At 71.6% G+C, this 16455-nt stretch carries 15 protein-coding genes; 8 read left to right on the top strand and 7 right to left on the bottom strand.

The window, feature by feature from the left end:
* Window positions 1–133: 133 nt before the first annotated feature.
* From AB8735_RS23790 to AB8735_RS23775, 4 genes are all read left to right on the top strand, one after another.
* Window positions 134–658: a PadR family transcriptional regulator gene (locus AB8735_RS23790; protein WP_344020364.1), complete on the top strand. Its 525-nt coding sequence runs from the start codon at window positions 134–136 to the stop codon at window positions 656–658.
* Window positions 655–1341 carry an ABC transporter ATP-binding protein gene (locus AB8735_RS23785; protein ID WP_372409233.1) on the top strand — a complete coding sequence of 229 codons (687 nt, stop codon included), beginning with the start codon at window positions 655–657 and terminating at the stop codon, window positions 1339–1341. Before AB8735_RS23790 ends, AB8735_RS23785 begins: the two co-directional genes overlap by 4 nt.
* Window positions 1338–3767, top strand: a complete 2430-nt coding sequence (locus AB8735_RS23780) for an FtsX-like permease family protein (RefSeq protein WP_372409231.1) — start codon at window positions 1338–1340, stop codon at window positions 3765–3767. Before AB8735_RS23785 ends, AB8735_RS23780 begins: the two co-directional genes overlap by 4 nt.
* A gap of 162 nt (window positions 3768–3929) precedes the next feature.
* Window positions 3930–4532 (top strand): Uma2 family endonuclease, encoded by a 603-nt coding sequence (locus AB8735_RS23775; protein WP_372409229.1) that lies wholly within the window; start codon window positions 3930–3932, stop codon window positions 4530–4532.
* Window positions 4533–4535: 3 nt separating this feature from the next.
* Here AB8735_RS23775 and AB8735_RS23770 read toward each other — a convergent pair whose 3' ends face one another.
* Window positions 4536–5546: a LysR substrate-binding domain-containing protein gene (locus AB8735_RS23770; RefSeq protein WP_372409228.1), complete on the bottom strand. Its 1011-nt coding sequence runs from the start codon at window positions 5544–5546 to the stop codon at window positions 4536–4538.
* A gap of 131 nt (window positions 5547–5677) precedes the next feature.
* Between AB8735_RS23770 and AB8735_RS23765 the strand changes: the two genes are divergently transcribed.
* Window positions 5678–6232: a peroxiredoxin gene (locus AB8735_RS23765; protein WP_344020374.1), complete on the top strand. Its 555-nt coding sequence runs from the start codon at window positions 5678–5680 to the stop codon at window positions 6230–6232.
* An 11-nt stretch (window positions 6233–6243) separates the two neighbouring features.
* Entirely contained in the window at window positions 6244–6777 is a 534-nt protein-coding gene (locus AB8735_RS23760) for an alkyl hydroperoxide reductase (RefSeq protein ID WP_344020377.1), read from the top strand.
* A gap of 82 nt (window positions 6778–6859) precedes the next feature.
* Here AB8735_RS23760 and AB8735_RS23755 read toward each other — a convergent pair whose 3' ends face one another.
* The 4 genes from AB8735_RS23755 to AB8735_RS23740 form a co-directional block, all read right to left on the bottom strand.
* Window positions 6860–8176, bottom strand: coding sequence for an AI-2E family transporter (locus AB8735_RS23755; protein WP_344020379.1), 1317 nt, complete (start codon window positions 8174–8176; stop codon window positions 6860–6862).
* A gap of 149 nt (window positions 8177–8325) precedes the next feature.
* Window positions 8326–9054 (bottom strand): transglycosylase SLT domain-containing protein, encoded by a 729-nt coding sequence (locus tag AB8735_RS23750; protein WP_372409225.1) that lies wholly within the window; start codon window positions 9052–9054, stop codon window positions 8326–8328.
* A 443-nt stretch (window positions 9055–9497) separates the two neighbouring features.
* Window positions 9498–10820: a PhoH family protein gene (locus tag AB8735_RS23745; protein WP_344020383.1), complete on the bottom strand. Its 1323-nt coding sequence runs from the start codon at window positions 10818–10820 to the stop codon at window positions 9498–9500.
* A gap of 501 nt (window positions 10821–11321) precedes the next feature.
* On the bottom strand, window positions 11322–12083 hold the full coding sequence (locus tag AB8735_RS23740) for an isoprenyl transferase (protein WP_344020385.1): 762 nt from the start codon (window positions 12081–12083) through the stop codon (window positions 11322–11324).
* A gap of 127 nt (window positions 12084–12210) precedes the next feature.
* On the opposite strand from AB8735_RS23740, the gene mgrA reads away from it, so the two are divergent.
* Window positions 12211–13248: an L-glyceraldehyde 3-phosphate reductase gene (gene mgrA, locus AB8735_RS23735; RefSeq protein ID WP_344020387.1), complete on the top strand. Its 1038-nt coding sequence runs from the start codon at window positions 12211–12213 to the stop codon at window positions 13246–13248.
* 655 nt (window positions 13249–13903) lie between these two features.
* On the opposite strand, the gene AB8735_RS23730 is transcribed toward mgrA, so the two are convergent.
* Window positions 13904–14641 (bottom strand): A24 family peptidase, encoded by a 738-nt coding sequence (locus tag AB8735_RS23730; protein ID WP_344020389.1) that lies wholly within the window; start codon window positions 14639–14641, stop codon window positions 13904–13906.
* Window positions 14642–14755: 114 nt separating this feature from the next.
* On the opposite strand from AB8735_RS23730, the gene AB8735_RS23725 reads away from it, so the two are divergent.
* Window positions 14756–15109 carry a DUF192 domain-containing protein gene (locus tag AB8735_RS23725; RefSeq protein WP_372409223.1) on the top strand — a complete coding sequence of 118 codons (354 nt, stop codon included), beginning with the start codon at window positions 14756–14758 and terminating at the stop codon, window positions 15107–15109.
* Window positions 15110–15112: 3 nt separating this feature from the next.
* Here the strand turns inward: AB8735_RS23725 and AB8735_RS23720 are convergent, their stop codons facing one another.
* On the bottom strand, window positions 15113–16348 hold the full coding sequence (locus AB8735_RS23720; RefSeq protein ID WP_372409222.1) for a hypothetical protein: 1236 nt from the start codon (window positions 16346–16348) through the stop codon (window positions 15113–15115).
* Window positions 16349–16455: the final 107 nt, after the last annotated feature.

Genomic DNA, 16455 nt, shown 5'->3' with positions numbered 1-16455 from the left:
GCAGTTCCCCGCGCCCCTGCGGGGCGCGCCGAGCCCACTCGGCGCCCGAAGCTCGGCAGTAATCGGAACCTTTCCGTCGGCTATGCACCCCCTCTATACATCGCGTGTATACACCTGATGTACAGTCCTCGGCATGTCAATCGGACACACGCTGCTCGGCCTGCTGGAGTCCGGCCCGCGCCACGGCTACGACCTCAAGAAGACCTTCGACGAGCACTTCGGCCACGACCGTCCGCTCCACTACGGACAGGTCTACTCGACGATGTCGCGCCTGCTGAAGAACGGGCTCGTGGAGGTCGAGGGCATAGAGCCCGGCGACGGACCGGACCGCAAGCGCTACGCCATCACCGACGCCGGCGTCACCGACGTCGCCCACTGGCTGGCACGGCCGGAGAAGCCGGAGCCGTACCTCCAGTCCACCCTCTACACCAAGGTCGTCCTGGCCCTGCTGACCGGGCGCAGCGCGGAGGGCCTGCTGGACGCGCAGCGGTCCGAGCACCTGCGGCTGATGCGCGGGCTGACCGAGCGCAAGCGCGGCGGCGATCTGGCCGACCAGCTGATCTGCGACCACGCGCTGTTCCATCTGGAGGCCGACCTGCGGTGGCTGGAACTGACCGCCGCCCGGCTGGACCAGCTCGCGAAGGCGGTGGGCGCGTGATACCCGCCGGTTCCCTGCTCAGCGGCGTGGGGCTGCGCAAGTCCTACGGTCCGACGCGCGCCCTCGACGGCGCGGACTTCTCCATCCACCCGGGCGAGGTCGTCGCCGTGATGGGCCCCTCCGGCTCGGGCAAGTCGACCCTGCTGCACTGCCTGGCCGGGATCGTGCCGCCGGACGAGGGCCGGGTGACCTACGACGGCCGCTCGCTGTCGGACATGTCGGACGCCGAGCGCAGCGCGCTGCGGCGCGGCGAGTTCGGCTTCATCTTCCAGTTCGGCCAGCTCGTCCCCGAGTTGACGTGTCTGGAGAACGCGGCGCTGCCGCTGCGGCTGACGGGTCTCAAGCGCAAGGAGGCCGAGGCGAAGGCGTTGCACTGGCTGGAGCGGCTGGAGGTCGCCGACGTCCGGCACCACCGGCCCGGCCAGATCTCCGGCGGCCAGGGCCAGCGCGTGGCCGTGGCCCGCGCCCTGGTCACCTCGCCGCGCGTGGTCTTCGCCGACGAGCCGACCGGCGCCCTGGACTCGCTCAACGGCGAGCGCGTGATGCAGCTGCTGACCGAGGCCGCCCGGGAGACCCGTGCGGCGGTCGTCCTGGTCACGCACGAGGCGCGGGTCGCCGCGTACTCGGACCGGGAGGTCGTCGTGCGCGACGGCCGGGCAAGGGACATGGCGGGCGTTCTGTGACGGACGCGAGCACAAAGGAAGACCGCACAAAAGAAGACCGTACAAAGGAGGACAGCGCCCTCCACCCGTACCCCACCGGTCCCACCGGCCCCGCCGCCTGGCTCCGCGACCTCCTCCTCGGCGTCCGTTACGCGGTCTCCGGCGGCCGGGAGGGCTGGGTGCGCACCGCGCTGACCGCGACCGGTGTCGGCCTGGGCGTGGCCCTGTTGATGATCGCGGCGTCGGTGCCGTCGATGATGGAGAAGCGGCACGAGCGCGGGACGGCCCGCTCGGTCGGCGTCACCGGGGAGTTCCGCAACCTCAAGGAGAAGGACGCGGCCCGCGGCAGCGGGACCCTGCTCTACCAGGAGGCCGACACCGACTTCCGCGACCGGCCCATCACCGGCGGACTGCTGCGCCCCGACGGGCCGGACGCCCCGCTGCCGCCGGGTGTGCAACGGATGCCGCGCGCCGGCGAGATGGTGCTCTCCCCTGCGCTCGACCGGCTGCTCTCCTCCGAGGAGGGGAAGCTGCTGCGCGACCGCTTCTCGGCCTACCGGAAGACCGGCATCATCGCCGACTCCGGACTCATCGGCCCCAGTGAGCTCTTCTACTACGCGGGCAGCGACCGCCTCTCCCCCGCGACGGGCGCCAAGCGCATCGAACGGTTCGGCCACGAGGAGCCGGACATCCCGATGGATCCGGTGCTCGTCGTCCTCACCATCATGGTGTGCGTGGTGCTGCTGACGCCGGTGGGCGTCTTCATCGCCACCTCCGTACGCTTCGGCGGCGAGCGCCGCGACCGACGGCTGGCGGCGCTGCGGCTGATGGGCGCGGACCTCGGGATGATCCGCCGGATCGCGGCGGGCGAGGCGCTGGGCGGCTCGGCGATCGGGCTGGCCGTCGGCGCCGTGTTCTTCCTGCTGCTCCGGGAGAACGCGCGGGACGTGGCCATCCGCGGGACCAGCGTCTTCCCCTCGGACATCATCCCCTCCCCCGCCCTGATCGCCCTGATCCTCCTCGCCGTTCCGGCGTGCGCGGTCGTGGTGACGCTCTTCGCGCTGCGCGGCATCGCGATCGAGCCGCTGGGCGTGGTGCGCAACGCGGTGCCGCGGCGGCGCCGGCTGTGGTGGCGGCTGCTGGTCCCGGCCGCCGGGGCGGGGCTGCTGCTCCCGCTGGTCGGGCAGGAACCCGGGATGTACCGCGACCCGCTCACCACCTACCGGGTGGCGGCCGGCGCGGTGCTGCTGCTGACCGGCGTCACGGTGCTGCTGCCCTGGCTGGTCGAGCTGTTCGTCGCCCGCCTGCGGGGCGGGCCGCTGCCCTGGCAACTCGCCGTCCGGCGGCTCCAGTTGCACAGCGGTCCGGCGGCCCGTGCGGTCAGCGGCGTGGCCGTCGCCGTGGCGGGGGCCATCGCCGTGCAGATGCTCTTCGCCGGTGTGCGCGGCAACTACGAGACCGAACCGGCGGACACCCCCTCCCACTCGCAGCTCCAGGCGTCGTCCTCGCTCAAGTCGGCGGCGGATGTGCATGGTTACGCCGAGCGGGTGCGGGCCGTCCCGGGCGTGCGGTCGGCCGTCGGCTACGCGGACCGCTACATCGAGGTGAAGGGGGACGCGGGCAAGGTCAGCTCGATGACCATCGCCGACTGCGCCAGTCTGCGCGAACTGGCCCGGCTGGACTCCTGCAAGGACGGCGACGTCTTCCTCGGCCGGTCCGACGAGGACAACCACCAGAAGTCCTTCGGCGCCGGGACCCGGATCGTCGTCACGCCGTACGACACCTCCGGGAAGGAGGCCCGCGCGTACCAGTGGACCATCCCGTCCTCGGCCCGCATCGTGCGCACCCGCCCCGACCCGACGGGCGAGCACCACGACGGCGTCCTGGTCACGCCGTCGGTGCTCAAGGCGGACGCCATCCCGGACATCAGGTCACGGCTGAACATCAAGACCGAGCCCGGCGACCTCGACGCCATCGAACGGGTCCGCAACACGCTGGCCCGCATCGACCCCGCGGTACGGGTGTGGCGGATGGGCGGCGTGCAGAAGGACGAGAACTACGCCGTCATCGAACGCGGCCTGCTCATCGGCGCGGTGGGCACACTGACCCTGATCGGGACGACGATGCTCGTCGCCTCGCTGGAACAACTGCGGGAGCGCAAGCGCCTGTTGGCGGTGCTGGTCGCCTACGGCACGCGCCGCCGCACCCTGGCCTGGTCGGTGTTCTGGCAGACCACGATCCCGGTGCTGCTGGGCATGGCCGTCGCCGTGGCGGGGGGTCTGGCGCTGGGCTGGATCATCCTCAAGGTCGTGGACGGGCACGTGAAGGACTGGTGGTCGTTCTTGCCGATGGCCGGCGCGGGCGCGGGGGTGATCGCGGCCGTCACCCTGGCCAGCCTGCCGCCACTGCTGCGGATGATGCGGCCGGAGGGCTTGCGGACGGAGTAGGGCGTGGGGCAAGGCCCGGCTCCTCCTATCACGCGAGGTGGGAGGGGCCGGGCCTTTGCGTGCGCCCGAACCCACGCATGGGTGAACATCCATGCGCACGGCAGGGGAGGGCCGGATCGACCTACGATGATGGTCTCGACACCGGACGCCAGGAGGCACTCCATGTCCGCAGCAGCAGTAGAGAAGCGCCACGCCTGGGACCACCGCTCGCTCCTCGAAACGGCCGAGGAGATCTCCGAGAAGTTCCCCGGTCACCGTGTCGAGATCCTTGGGGGACAGATCACCGTGACACCGCCCGCGGACGGCCCGCACGGGGAATCCCTGACCGATGTCATGATCCCTCTCATCGCCGCCGGCCTGCATGGCGAGGAGTCCAGGGTGATCCAGGCCATGGGTGTGTGGCTCTGCTCCGACCAGGACTTCACGATCCCCGACCTCTCCGTGGTCGACGCCGACTACGAGGACCACCTGATCGAGTACAACTCCTACGACCCGGCCGTCTTTCGCATGGTCCTCGAGGTCACCTCGTCCAACTACCGGACGGACCTACGGACCAAGGTCGCCCTGTACGCCGAGGCCGGCATCCCCGTCTACGTCATCATCGACCGCAAACACCAGCGCGTCCACGTCCTGACCAACCCGCACAACGGCGAGTACGAGCACGCCGTTCACGCCCCGGGAGCCACCTTCGCTCTCCCGTCCTCCATTGGGGCCGAGGTCAAGTTCTCCGTGGACACCCTCCTGCGGCTCAAGCCCGCCAACTGACGCTCACCGCACGATCCGCACCGGCAGCCCGCTCAACGCCGAGCGCAGCGCCTCCGCCAGTTCCTCGAACTCCCCCTGCCGCGCCGCCCCCGAGCGCATCGCGAGCGCGATGCGGCGCGACGGCGCCGGGCCGGTGAAACGGGCCGTCGCCAGCCCCGCGCTGCGGGCCGCCTCGACGTCGACGGCCGTGTCCGGCAGCAGGGTCACCCCCATTCCGCCGCCGACCAGTTGGACCAGGGTCGACAGCCCGGCGGCGCTCGTCGTCACCGGGCCGCCGGGGACGCGGCCCGCCTCCCGGCAGATGTCCAGTGCCTGGTCGCGCAGGCAGTGCCCCTCGTCCAGGAGCAGCAGGTCCAGCTCGCGCAGGACGCCGCGCGGCAGGTCGGTGCGCCCGGCCAGCGCGTGGTCGCGCGGGGTGACGAGGACGAAGTCCTCGTCGAACAGGGGCAGTTCGACGAGTCCGGGCGCCCCGGCCGGCACCGCGAGCAGCAGCAGGTCCAGCCGTCCCGAGGTGATCCCGTCCAGCAGGGAAAAGGTCTGCTCCTCGTGCACCTGGAGGTCGAGGTCCGGATAGGAGTCGTGGACGAGGCGGAGGACGGCGGGCAGGAGGTACGGCGCCACGGTGGGGATCACTCCGAGGCGGAGGACGCCGGTGAAGGGCGCCCGCGCCGCCTCGGCCTCCTCCATGAACGCGCCGACCGCGTCCAGCACCGTACGGGCGCGGACGGCGAGCCGTTCACCCGCGGGACTGAGCAGCACCTTCCGCGTCGTACGCTCGAAGAGCTGAATCCCCAGCGCCTCCTCCAGCGCGGCGACGGCCCCGGAGAGCGCGGGCTGGCTCATGGAGATCGCGGCGGCCGCGTCCCGGAAGTGCAGATGCTCGGCGACGGCGGCGAAGGCCCTCAGCTGGGCCAGACTGGGCTGGCGCGGCCGACCGGTCGGCTGTTTCAGGCCACCCGTACGGCGGTCCGCGGGCTCCGGCGCGGACCCCTCGGGGGGTATGGACGACTCCATCGATAAACACCACCAATCAACACCACTCACTATAGCTATTTCCGCTATCAATCCCCCCTGTGGCAGGCTGTTCGCAGTCCAACCCTCAGAAAGTCCACGAACAGGGACTTTCTTCGCTGCAAGGAGAGCGCGTGCTCACTGTCGGTGACAAGTTCCCCGAGTTCGACCTGACCGCCTGTGTGGACCTCGACGCGGACAAGGCCTTCGCGCAGATCGACCACAAGACCTACGAGGGCAAGTGGAAGGTCGTCTTCTTCTGGCCGAAGGACTTCACCTTCGTCTGCCCGACCGAGATCGCCGCGTTCGGCAAGCTGAACGACGAGTTCGCCGACCGTGACGCCCAGATCCTCGGCGTCTCCGGCGACTCCGAGTTCGTCCACCACGCCTGGCGCAAGGACCACAAGGACCTGCGCGACCTGCCCTTCCCGATGCTGGCCGACGCCAAGCACGAGCTCATGCGCGCCTGCGGCGTCGAGGGCGAGGACGGCTACGCGCAGCGCGCCGTGTTCGTCGTGGACCCGAACAACGAGATCCAGTTCGTCATGGTGACCGCCGGTTCCGTGGGCCGTAACCCCAAGGAGGTCCTGCGGGTCCTCGACGCCCTGCAGACGGACGAGCTGTGCCCCTGCAACTGGAACAAGGGCGAGGAGACCCTCGACGCGGTCAAGCTCCTCGCGGGCGAGTGAGCTGACCCACCATGGCCCTCGATGAACTGAAGTCCGCGATACCGGACTACGCCAAGGACCTGAAGCTCAACCTGGGCTCGGTCATCGGCAACTCCGACCTGCCGCAGCAGCAGCTGTGGGGCACCGTCCTCTCCTGCGCGATCGCGACCCGTTCGCCGATCGTGCTGCGCGAGCTGGAGCCCGAGGCGAAGGCGAACCTCTCGCCCGAGGCGTACACCGCCGCCAAGGCGGCCGCCGCGATCATGGCGATGAACAACGTCTACTACCGCACCCGGCACCTGCTGTCGGACCCGGAGTACGGCACGATGCGCGCGGGTCTGCGGATGAACGTCATCGGCAACCCGGGCGTGGAGAAGGTCGACTTCGAGCTGTGGTCCCTGGCCGTCTCGGCCATCAACGGCTGCGGCATGTGCCTCGACTCGCACGAGCAGGTGCTGCGCAAGGCCGGTGTGGACCGCGAGACGATCCAGGAAGCCTTCAAGATCGCCTCGGTGCTGCAGGCGGTCGGCGCGACCCTCGACGCCGAGGCCGTGCTGGCCGGCTGACCAGGCCATCCGCACCACGACGGCGGCCCGCCGACCTCGACAGGTCGGCGGGCCGCCGTCGTTCGTGCGGGGATGCGGGGACTCAGACCTTCTCGCCCGGGACCTCGCCCCGGCCGTACGCCCGCAGGTATCCGACCACCGTGTTGGTGACCGCCACCAGCGGCACCGCGACGACCGCGCCGCCGATGCCCGCGACCAGCCCTCCCGCCGCGACCGACAGGACGACCGCCAGCGGATGGACCCGCACCGCGCGACCGAGGATGAACGGCTGGAGCACATGCCCCTCGATCTGCTGCACGGCGAGCACGACCACCAGCGCCATCGCGGCGGTGAAGGGGCCCTGCGTCACCAGCGCGACCACCACGGCCAGCGCCCCGGAGATCACCGCGCCGACGAGCGGGATGAACGCGAAGAGGAAGATGAAGACGGCCAGCGGCACGGCCATCGGCACCTTGAGGAAGTACAGCCCGATGCCGATGCAGATCGCGTCGATCATCGCCACTATCACCGTGCCGCGCACATAGGCGGTGAGGGTCGCCCAAGCACGCGGACCCGCGCCCGCCACACCCTCGCGCGCCGCGCTGGGCACCAGCTTGAGCATCCAGCGCCAGATCTTCGGCCCGTCGTAGAGCAGGAAGAGCGTGGTGAACATCGCGAGCACGATGCCGGTCAGCGTCTCGATGATGACCTGGACGCCCTGTATGCCGGCCGAGGTGATCTCCTCGGTGTTGGACTTGAGGGCCTTGGTGAGGTTGTCCGTGATGTTGTTTATCTGGTCCTGGGTGACATGGAACGGGCTGGTGCGCAGCCATTCCTTCAGATTCGTGAGACCCGTCTGAAGCTGCTCGGACAGGTCCTCGGTGTTGTCCATCACCTGCCACACCACGAACCAGCCGACCAGCCCCATCACCACGAAGCCGGCGATGAAGGTCATGGCCGTGGCCAGCCCCCGGTGCACGCCCCGCCGCTTGAGCGCGGCGACGGTCGGCTGGAGCAGGGCGGTGATCAGCAGGCCGGCGACGAAGGCGAGCACCACCAGCTGCACCGCGCTGATGACGCGCATCAGCACCCACAGCGTCCCGGCGAGCACCAGCAGCCGCCAGCCGGCCTCGGCCGCGACCCGTACGCCCCAGGGGACGGCGGCGACCGGGTCCGGGCGCGGAGGCACATGCGGGGGCACCGGCGCCGCGGGCGCGTCGGACGGCGGGTCCACCGGGGGTACGGGCTCCTGGGCGGGCTGCGGCACGGGCTCCGGCGCGGCGTCCTCGCCGGGGACCGGCCGGGCCCACTCGGGCAGGGCCTCCTCCGCCTCGGCGCGCGCCTTGCGCTCCTCCAGCCGCCGGGAGAGCCGTGTCAGGCCCGACCCCACGCTGCCGAGCCAATGTGGCAATCTCGACATTTCTCTTCCTCTACCCCCACTGCCCCAGCGGTCGTCCTCGATGAACGTTACCCGGGGTCGGACGTTCGAGGTCGAAAGGTTTCCTCGGGGAGAGACGAGGAGAGCCCCCGACCGGTTGAGGTCGGGGGCTCCCCTGGAGCGTCAGATGCTCAGTACCACTGGTTGGCCTGCCAGAACGACCAGGCGCCACAGGGGCTGTGGTACCGCTCGTTCATATAGCTGAGGCCCCACTTGATCTGGGTGGCGGGGTTGGTGCGCCAGTCGGAGCCCGCGGACTCCATCTTGGTGCCGGGGAGCGCCTGGACGAGACCGTAGGCGCCGGAGGAGGCGTTGGTCGCCGTGTAGTCCCAGCTGCTCTCGTTGTTCACGATGTTGCTGAAGCACTGGAACTGGTCGGCCGGGACGATCTGCCGGGCCATGGCCTGGATCTCGCCGACGGAGTAGGAGCCCTTGACGGGGAAGTCGCCATCGGCGCGGGCCGAGCGGCTCGCGACCTCTTCCTTCTTCTCGCGCTCCGCCTCGGCCTTCTTCTTGGCCTCTTCCTCGGCTTCCTTCTTCTTCGCCTCCTCCACCGCCTCCTTCTTGGCGGTGGCGTCCTCGGCGGCCTGCTGGCGCGCGGACTCCTCCGCCTGCTTCTTGGCGGCGGTCTGGGCGACGTTGGTCTGCGTGTCCGCCTGCTGGGTCAGCGAGGCGGTCTGCGCCTGGACGTCCTGCCCGGAGGGGATGTCCGCGAGGATCGTCGCGTCGGCGGCGGTCGCCTCGACCCCGTGGATCGTCTTGCCCTGTTCGTCGCCCTGGGCGACGCCCACGACGGCGCCGACGGTGGTGACCGCGGTGGCGGAGGCCACGGCGAATCCCCGGACGGAGATCCGGCTCACACGCTTTCCTTCCAGCATCGCCCGCGCAAGGTGACCTCGCGGACGCGATCGCGCCCCTTGCGCTGGCCTCCGCTTGCTCAGGTCCCGCGCGAGCGGTACCGGGCGGTCACCGGAGGCACTGGCCCGGGCGGGGCCCCCGGTTCAAAAGGAGGTCCGCACGATACTCGGGCGGCATACGGCGACGCTGTTGAGTTGGCGGCTGCTCAAGTTGAGGGCAGTGCACGCCCCCGAGAGGGAGCAAGTGCCGTATGCGGGGCCTGACAGGACCCAGACTCTGCCCGACGCGCACGCCCGGAGGCAATTCTCCGTTGCGTGGGAAAGGTCACATCCCGTTTACCCGACAGGATTTCCGGAAAATGCGGCGCCGCGCAAAGGCGCGCGGCTAAGCTCCCTCGCTTCGCCGCGCGCCACGCCGGTTCCGGCGTTCTACCGTCGGCGCACCGTCAGATGCGGCCGTCCTCCAGCAACTCGGTCACCAGTGCCGCGATCGGCGAACGCTCCGAACGCGTCAGCGTCACATGGGAGAAGAGCGGATGCCCCTTCAGCTTCTCCACGACGGCGACCACCCCGTCGTAGCGGCCCACCCGGAGGTTGTCGCGCTGCGCCACGTCATGGGTGAGCACCACGCGGGAGTTGGCCCCGATCCGGGACAGAACGGTCAGAAGAACGTTTCGTTCCAGTGACTGGGCCTCGTCGACGATCACGAACGCGTCGTGCAGCGACCGGCCGCGGATGTGGGTGAGCGGCAGGACCTCCAGCATCCCGCGCCCGACGACCTCCTCGATCACCTCCGCCGTCGTCACCGCCGAGAGGGTGTCGAAGACGGCCTGGGCCCACGGGCTCATCTTCTCCGCCTCGCTGCCCGGCAGATATCCCAACTCCTGCCCGCCGACGGCGTACAGCGGCCGGAACACCATCACCTTGCGGTGCTGGCGGCGCTCCAGCACCGCCTCCAGCCCCGCGCACAGCGCCAGCGCCGACTTACCCGTACCGGCCCGGCCGCCCATCGAGACGATGCCGACCTCCGGGTCCAGCAGCAGGTCCAGCGCGATGCGCTGCTCGGCGCTGCGCCCGTGGATGCCGAACGCCTCCCGGTCGCCGCGCACCAGCCGCACCGAACCGTCCGCCGTCACGCGGCCCAGCGCCTTGCCGCGCTCGGACTGGAGCACGAGGCCGGTGTGCACGGGGAGTTCGGCCGCCCGCGGAACGTGGACCCGTTCGACGGCGAACAGTTCGTCCACCTGCTCGGCGGTGACCGCCAGCTCCGCCATCCCGGTCCAGCCGGAGTCCGTGATGGCCAGCTCGGCCCGGTACTCCTCGGCGGACAGGCCCACCGACGACGCCTTGATGCGCAGCGGCAGGTCCTTGGAGACCACGGTGACGTCATAGCCCTCGGCCTGCAGATTGCGGGCGACCGCGAGGATCCGCGAGTCGTTGTCCCCCAGGCGGAAGCCGACGGGGAGTATGCCCGGGTCCGAATGGTTCAGTTCGACCCGCAGGCTGCCGCCGAGCTCCCCGATGGGGAGGGGCGCGTCGAGCCGGCCGAACTGCACCCGGTACTCGTCCAGCAGGCGCAGCGCCTTGCGGGCGAAGTAACCGAGCTCCGGGTGATGCCTCTTGGCCTCCAACTCCGTGACCACGACGACGGGCAGCACGACCTCGTGCTCCTCGAAGCGGCACATCGCGCCTGGATCCGCCAGCAGGACGCTGGTGTCGAGGACATAGGTGCGCCGGTCGTTCTCACGGCGCTTCTTGCTGGTCACCACGGGTGCACGAACCCCCTCGGGGAGAGGTGTGGGCGCGACTGGGTCGCGGGGAAGTCCGGGGGACAAGCCCTTCGGCGGCATGGCCGCGCCGCGCACACGGCGGACCCCGGGGGCCGGGCCGCACTGCCCGGCCGACGCGGGCCTCGTCCGTTGTGCAAAGGGCCTCCCGGGCGGACGGCCCCATGCCGTCCGCTGGCAGAGCGACGGTCATTGGGCCGACCGTCGGCCTGCAGGGGATATTCCCGCCGAAGCGCTTGACCATGCAACGGCATATGCGACGAGCAGGTGAACGATTGATCTCTGTGCGGCTCGTGGGCCGTGGCGGCCGCCACGGGCACCCGGCAATCGACCGGCGCACATGCGGGGCACGGGCGGTGACGGTCCGTACGGAGGAGCGGGTGCGGGCGCGTCGGCGGCGGTGGTGCGGGCGGGGACGCGCCGCATAATCACGCGGTAATCACCCGGCTTCCGGCGGGTGTTGACCGCCGGTCCGACGGCCGGTCAGCCGCCGTAACGGCGGTGGCGCGCCGCGTAATCGCGCAGCGCGCGAAGGAAGTCGACCTTGCGGAAGGCCGGCCAGAAGACCTCGCAGAAGTAGTACTCGGAATGCGCGCTCTGCCAGAGCATGAATCCGGACAACCGCTGTTCGCCGCTGGTGCGAATGATCAGATCCGGGTCGGGCTGGCCGCGCGTGTAGAGGTGCTCGGTGATGTGCTCGACGTCGACGCGCTCGGCCAGTTCCTCGAAAGTCGAGCCGTTGTCGGCCGCTTCGAGGACCAGCGAGCGGACCGCGTCGGCGATTTCCTGCCGTCCGCCGTAGCCCACCGCGACGTTGACCAGTATTCCCTTGATGCCGAGGGTGTCCTGCTCGGCCTCCTTGAGCACGGTCTGCGTCTCGGCCGGGAGCAGGTCGAGCTGGCCGACGTGGTGGACGCGCCAGCGGCCGTCCGCCGCGAGGCCGCGGACGGTGTTCTCGATGATGCCGAGGAGGGGCTTGAGCTCCTTGGCGGGCCGGTCCAGATTGTCGGTGGAGAGCAGCCAGAGGGTGACGACCTCGACGTCCGTCTCCTCGCACCAGCCGAGCAGTTCGCTGATCTTGTCGGCGCCGGCCTGGTGGCCCTGCTCGGTCGTCCGGCCGTCGGCGCGGGCCCAGCGGCGGTTGCCGTCGAGGATGACGCCGATGTGCTTGGGGACCTGGTCATGGTCGAGGCGGCCTTCCACCCGGCGTGCGTAGAGCCTGTACACCAGGTCGCGCAACTTCACGTTTCCAGCCCCTCCATGCCACTGCGGTGCCCCGCCACTTCGCGGTCTCCGAGGGCGCCACATTACTGCCAGCGTGTCGCGGGAACCCAACTCGGCCTGTCACCGGACCGTGATAGTCAGTGGCCACATGACCGATTCGCACTACCTCGCGGCCGAAACGCGCTACGACTCCATGGAGTACCGGCGCAGCGGCCGGAGCGGCCTCAGGCTTCCCGCCGTCTCCCTGGGACTGTGGCACAACTTCGGGGACGACCGCACCCTCGACTCCCAGCGCGCCATTCTGCGGCGCGCCTTCGACCTGGGCATCACCCACTTCGATCTGGCCAACAACTACGGCCCGCCGCCCGGTTCCGCCGAGCTGAACTTCGGCAAGCTGTTCGCCCAGGACTTCCGGCCCTACCGCGACGAACTGGTGCTCTCCACAAAGGCCGGATATCTGATGCACCCCGGGCCGTACGGGGAGTGGGGCTCGCGGAAGTACCTGCTGTCGTCCCTCGACGCATCGCTGACCCGTATGGGCGTCGACTACGTCGACGTCTTCTACTCGCACCGATTCGATCCGCACACGCCGCTGGAGGAGACGATGGGCGCACTGGCGTCCGCCGTCCAGCAGGGCAAGGCGCTGTACGCGGGCGTGTCGTCCTACGGTGCCGAGCAGACCCGGGAGGCGGCCCGGCTGCTGCGCGCGATGGGCGTCCCGGCGCTGATCCACCAGCCCTCCTACTCGATGATCAACCGCTGGATCGAGGACGACGCGCTGCTCGACGCCCTGGAGGACGAGGGCATGGGCTGCATCGCCTTCGCGCCGCTGGCGCAGGGGCTGCTCACGGACAAGTACCTGCACGGCGTCCCGGAGGGCTCGCGCGCCGCGCAGGGCAAGTCGCTGGACCCGGCGCTGCTCACCGAGGACGTCGTCCGCCGGCTGCGCGGGCTGAACGGGATCGCCGCCCGGCGCGGCCAGTCCCTCGCCCAGCTGGCCCTGACCTGGGTGCTGCGGGACGAGCGCATGACGTCCGCCCTGATCGGCGCCTCCAGCGTGGCCCAGCTGGAGGCCAATGTGGCCGCGCTGGGCGGGCCCGGGCTCGACAAGGAGGAATTGGCCGAGATCGACTCCCTCGCGGTGAGCACGGAGGGGGTCAACATCTGGGCGCGCCGGGGCGACTGAGCGCTCCGCCGGAGGCGCGGCCGGTCGGCTGCGGGCCGTCCCGGCCGGTCGCGCCCACGCGGCGGAGCCCTTCGGCCCGGTCCGGAGCGGATCAGGGGCGGGCCGGGACCGGTGGGCGACGGAATGGGACCGGACCGGCGACATACCTGCGCGATACCTGCGCGGAGTCGTACGGATTCCTACGGAGAGTGACATCGCCCCAAGAAAAACGGGCCGGTCCGTGGGGGGGATACGGACCGGCCCGAGGGGGGGTTTCCACCATAACCGGTCGGAGGGGGTACTTCATGCACCGACAGGGGTGACGCGGCGCGCGGGGCTGACCCCCGGAGGGTTAGTTGATCTTGAAACAAGGGTCCCTGGCACCTCCTCGCACCCCCGCAAAACCGCTCCAGCGCTGGGCCTACGGTGTAGAACCGGCCAACCGGCCGCAGCCTCCGGAACTGTCTCCGAGATTCGTCGAAAATGTTGCGCAAAGTCATCGCCGACTTGACGCCGGAACTGCTCCGTGACGATTTCGTCGCTCACCGCGTCGCACGAACTGCACCGGTCCGATCCCATCCGGACCGGTCCGGGCGCATCCGGACGGGTCCAGGCGGATCCGGGCCGATCCGGGCCGATCCAGACGGGTCCGGCCCGGCCGGCCTCCCGGGCGCCGTCACGGCCGTACGGCCCAGCCCCCCGCCAGCACCCCCAGCCACGCCCCGGCCGCCAGGAACGGCCCCAGCGCCATCGTGGCCCCGCGGCCCGCCCTGCGGGTCAGCATCAGCCACGTCCCGTGGACCGAGGCCAGCAGCAGCCCCGCGAGGCCGCCGGATATCAGCGCCCCCCAGCCGTACCAGCCCAGGGCGCAGCCCAGGCCGGCCGCCAGCTTCACGTCGCCGAAGCCCATCCCGGCCGGGTGCGCCAGGAACAGCACGAGGTACGCCCCGCCGAGCGCCGCGCCGCCCAGCAGGGCCCCCGGCCACGAGCCGGCCGACCCCGGCACCGCCGCCGCCACGCCCAGCAGGGCCGCCGTCCCGGCCGCGAGCGGCAGCGTCAGCACGTCCGGCAGCCGCTGCACCGCCCGGTCGACTCCCGTCAGCAGCACGCCCACCGGCACCGCCAGCAGCCACACCACCAGCTCCGGGCGCGGCCCGACCGCCGCCGCGGTCCCCGCGCACACCACGGCCGTGGCGACGGCCGGCCACGGCGCGCCCGGCCCGTACCTCCCCCCGCAGGCCGCGCACCGCGCCCGGCCCGCCCAGCCGCCGAGCGCGTGGCCGCACGGGGCCGACGTCCGCCACGCCTCCCCCGGCCCGACGGACAGCCGGTACAGGGCGCGCGGCACCAGCGCCCCGGCCAGGGCGCCGTACAGCCCGGCCGTCACGGCCGTCGCGATCAACCACCAGTCCATGGGCCGAGATTACGGATCCCGCGCCCGGCGCGCCGGGCCCTGTGGACAACCCGGTGGACAACCCGGCGACGGTGGATAACGTGGTCACCCTCGGCTTCCCCGAAAGGCCCCGGCATGCCCATATGGCACAACGGCCACTCCCAACTCACGGTGGAGGGGCGGGAATCCGTCCCCCTGGAGATCGCCGCCTCGTACCGCGCCCGCACCCGGGGGCTCCTCGGCCGCGACGGGATCGACGGCGCCCTGCTGCTCACCCCGGCGAGCTCGGTGCACACCTTCGGCATGCGCTTCGCCATCGATGTGGCCTATCTGGACCGGGACTTGACCGTCCTCGCCGTGCGCACCATGGCCCCCCACCGGCTCGGCGCGCCGCGCCCACGGGCGCGCCACGTCCTGGAGGCATCCGCCGGGGCCATGGCCCGGTGGGGGCTGTGCAAAGGCGTACGGCTCCGGATCGGAGCGGAGTAGCACCTACCGCCCACCCGCCCGGCGCGCCAGCAGCACCCATCCCCCGAGCCCCAGCAGCAGCGCCGCGCCCACGCCGACGCCGGTGTACCCGAAGGCCCGCAGCCATCCTCCGCCGCCCGCGGTCCCGCCGTGCGCCGCCGCCGGCCGGCCGCCCAGGACGCGCGGCAGCAGACCCGCCCCCGCGTCCTTCCGGGCGGCCGCGAGGCCCACCGCCAGCCGGACCGGCACCGGGCCCGAACGCGCGCCCGCGGCCTTCGCGTTCAGGCTGACCTGGAGGAAGTACCAGCCGGCCCGGCCCATCCCGCGTTCCGCCTCCCCGCCCCGCAGGGCACCGGGCCCGGCGGCCGGCGGGGTGGCCAATGCGACGGTCGCGGGGTCGCCGCCGTATGCGCCGGTCCGGTTCATCACATGGCCGCGGGCCGCGTCGTTCAGGCCCAGCCGCACCCCGTTGGCGACATAGGGCCCGGGCGCCTTCCCGAACGTCGCTTTCGCGAACAGCTGTTGGCCGGCCGGGACGGTGACGCGGTAGAAGCGGGTCTCGCCCGGCCGGATCCGGTCCTGCCACGTGCCGCCGCCCACCTGTGCCGCGTCGTCGAACCCGCTGCCGCCGGTGACCCCGCGGACGGGGCCGGCCGACGCGGAAGGGGGCTGTGAACTCCAGCTCCCCGGGCCGGGGTCCGGGTCCGGCGCCGGGGAGCCCGCGGCCGGGCGTTCGCTCGTGTGCCTCAGCTCCAGCGGCACCGGGGCCGCGTCGCCCCCGTCGGCGTCCCCGCGCGCGACGACGAACCGGTAGATCCCGGCCGCCCCGCACGCCCCGCCCGCACCGGCGAGGTGCTCCACATGGTCGGCGAGCGGATACGCGCCGCCCTCCGACAGGAACGAGCGGTGCCGCGCCGGGCCGCACGGGGTGCCGTCCGCGGCGCGCAACGACACGTCGATCCCGTCGCGCAGGCCCATCGTGCTGCCGGGCCGGGGCAGGACCACCGCCGAGACGTACGCGTCGGAGGAGGTGTCCAGCCGCACGCGGTAGGACTTGTGCTCGCCCGGCGCGAGGCGGTCCGTGTAGGTCCGTCCGCCGGCCTCCAGCAGCGGCCCGTCCGCGCCCTCCGGCGCGCCGTGGACCGCCTGCGTCCTCACGCCCGTTCCCCCGTCGGCCCGCGCCGGGGACGCCGCGGCCGTCACGGTCAGCGCCCCCACCGCCGCGACGACCGTCCGCAGGCCTGCCCACCCGCCGTACAAGCCACCGTCCCCCTCACGCGCCACCGTGACCCCGGAGTTCCATCCTGCCGCGCGGGGCGGGGAGTTCGCGAGGGACGCGACGACACAACCGCGACGACACAAACACG

It is taken from the genome of Streptomyces luteireticuli (genome assembly GCF_041519305.1).
GTDB lineage: Bacteria > Actinomycetota > Actinomycetes > Streptomycetales > Streptomycetaceae > Streptomyces > Streptomyces luteireticuli.
The sequence above is the reverse complement of the archived record's forward strand: the minus strand, read 5'-3'. Positions and strand labels throughout refer to the sequence as shown.

What these genes read in the sequence shown, in the direction of transcription:
- AB8735_RS23775 (WP_372409229.1), top strand. Translation starts at nt 3,930, where the DNA reads ATGTCCGCAGCAGCAGTAGAGAAGCGCCACGCCTGGGACCACCGCTCG.
- AB8735_RS23760 (WP_344020377.1), top strand. Translation starts at nt 6,244, where the DNA reads ATGGCCCTCGATGAACTGAAGTCCGCGATACCGGACTACGCCAAGGAC.
- AB8735_RS23755 (WP_344020379.1), bottom strand. Translation starts at nt 8,176, where the DNA reads ATGTCGAGATTGCCACATTGGCTCGGCAGCGTGGGGTCGGGCCTGACA.
- AB8735_RS23725 (WP_372409223.1), top strand. Translation starts at nt 14,756, where the DNA reads ATGCCCATATGGCACAACGGCCACTCCCAACTCACGGTGGAGGGGCGG.
- mgrA (WP_344020387.1), top strand. Translation starts at nt 12,211, where the DNA reads ATGACCGATTCGCACTACCTCGCGGCCGAAACGCGCTACGACTCCATG.
- AB8735_RS23770 (WP_372409228.1), bottom strand. Translation starts at nt 5,546, where the DNA reads ATGGAGTCGTCCATACCCCCCGAGGGGTCCGCGCCGGAGCCCGCGGAC.
- AB8735_RS23730 (WP_344020389.1), bottom strand. Translation starts at nt 14,641, where the DNA reads ATGGACTGGTGGTTGATCGCGACGGCCGTGACGGCCGGGCTGTACGGC.
- AB8735_RS23790 (WP_344020364.1), top strand. Translation starts at nt 134, where the DNA reads ATGTCAATCGGACACACGCTGCTCGGCCTGCTGGAGTCCGGCCCGCGC.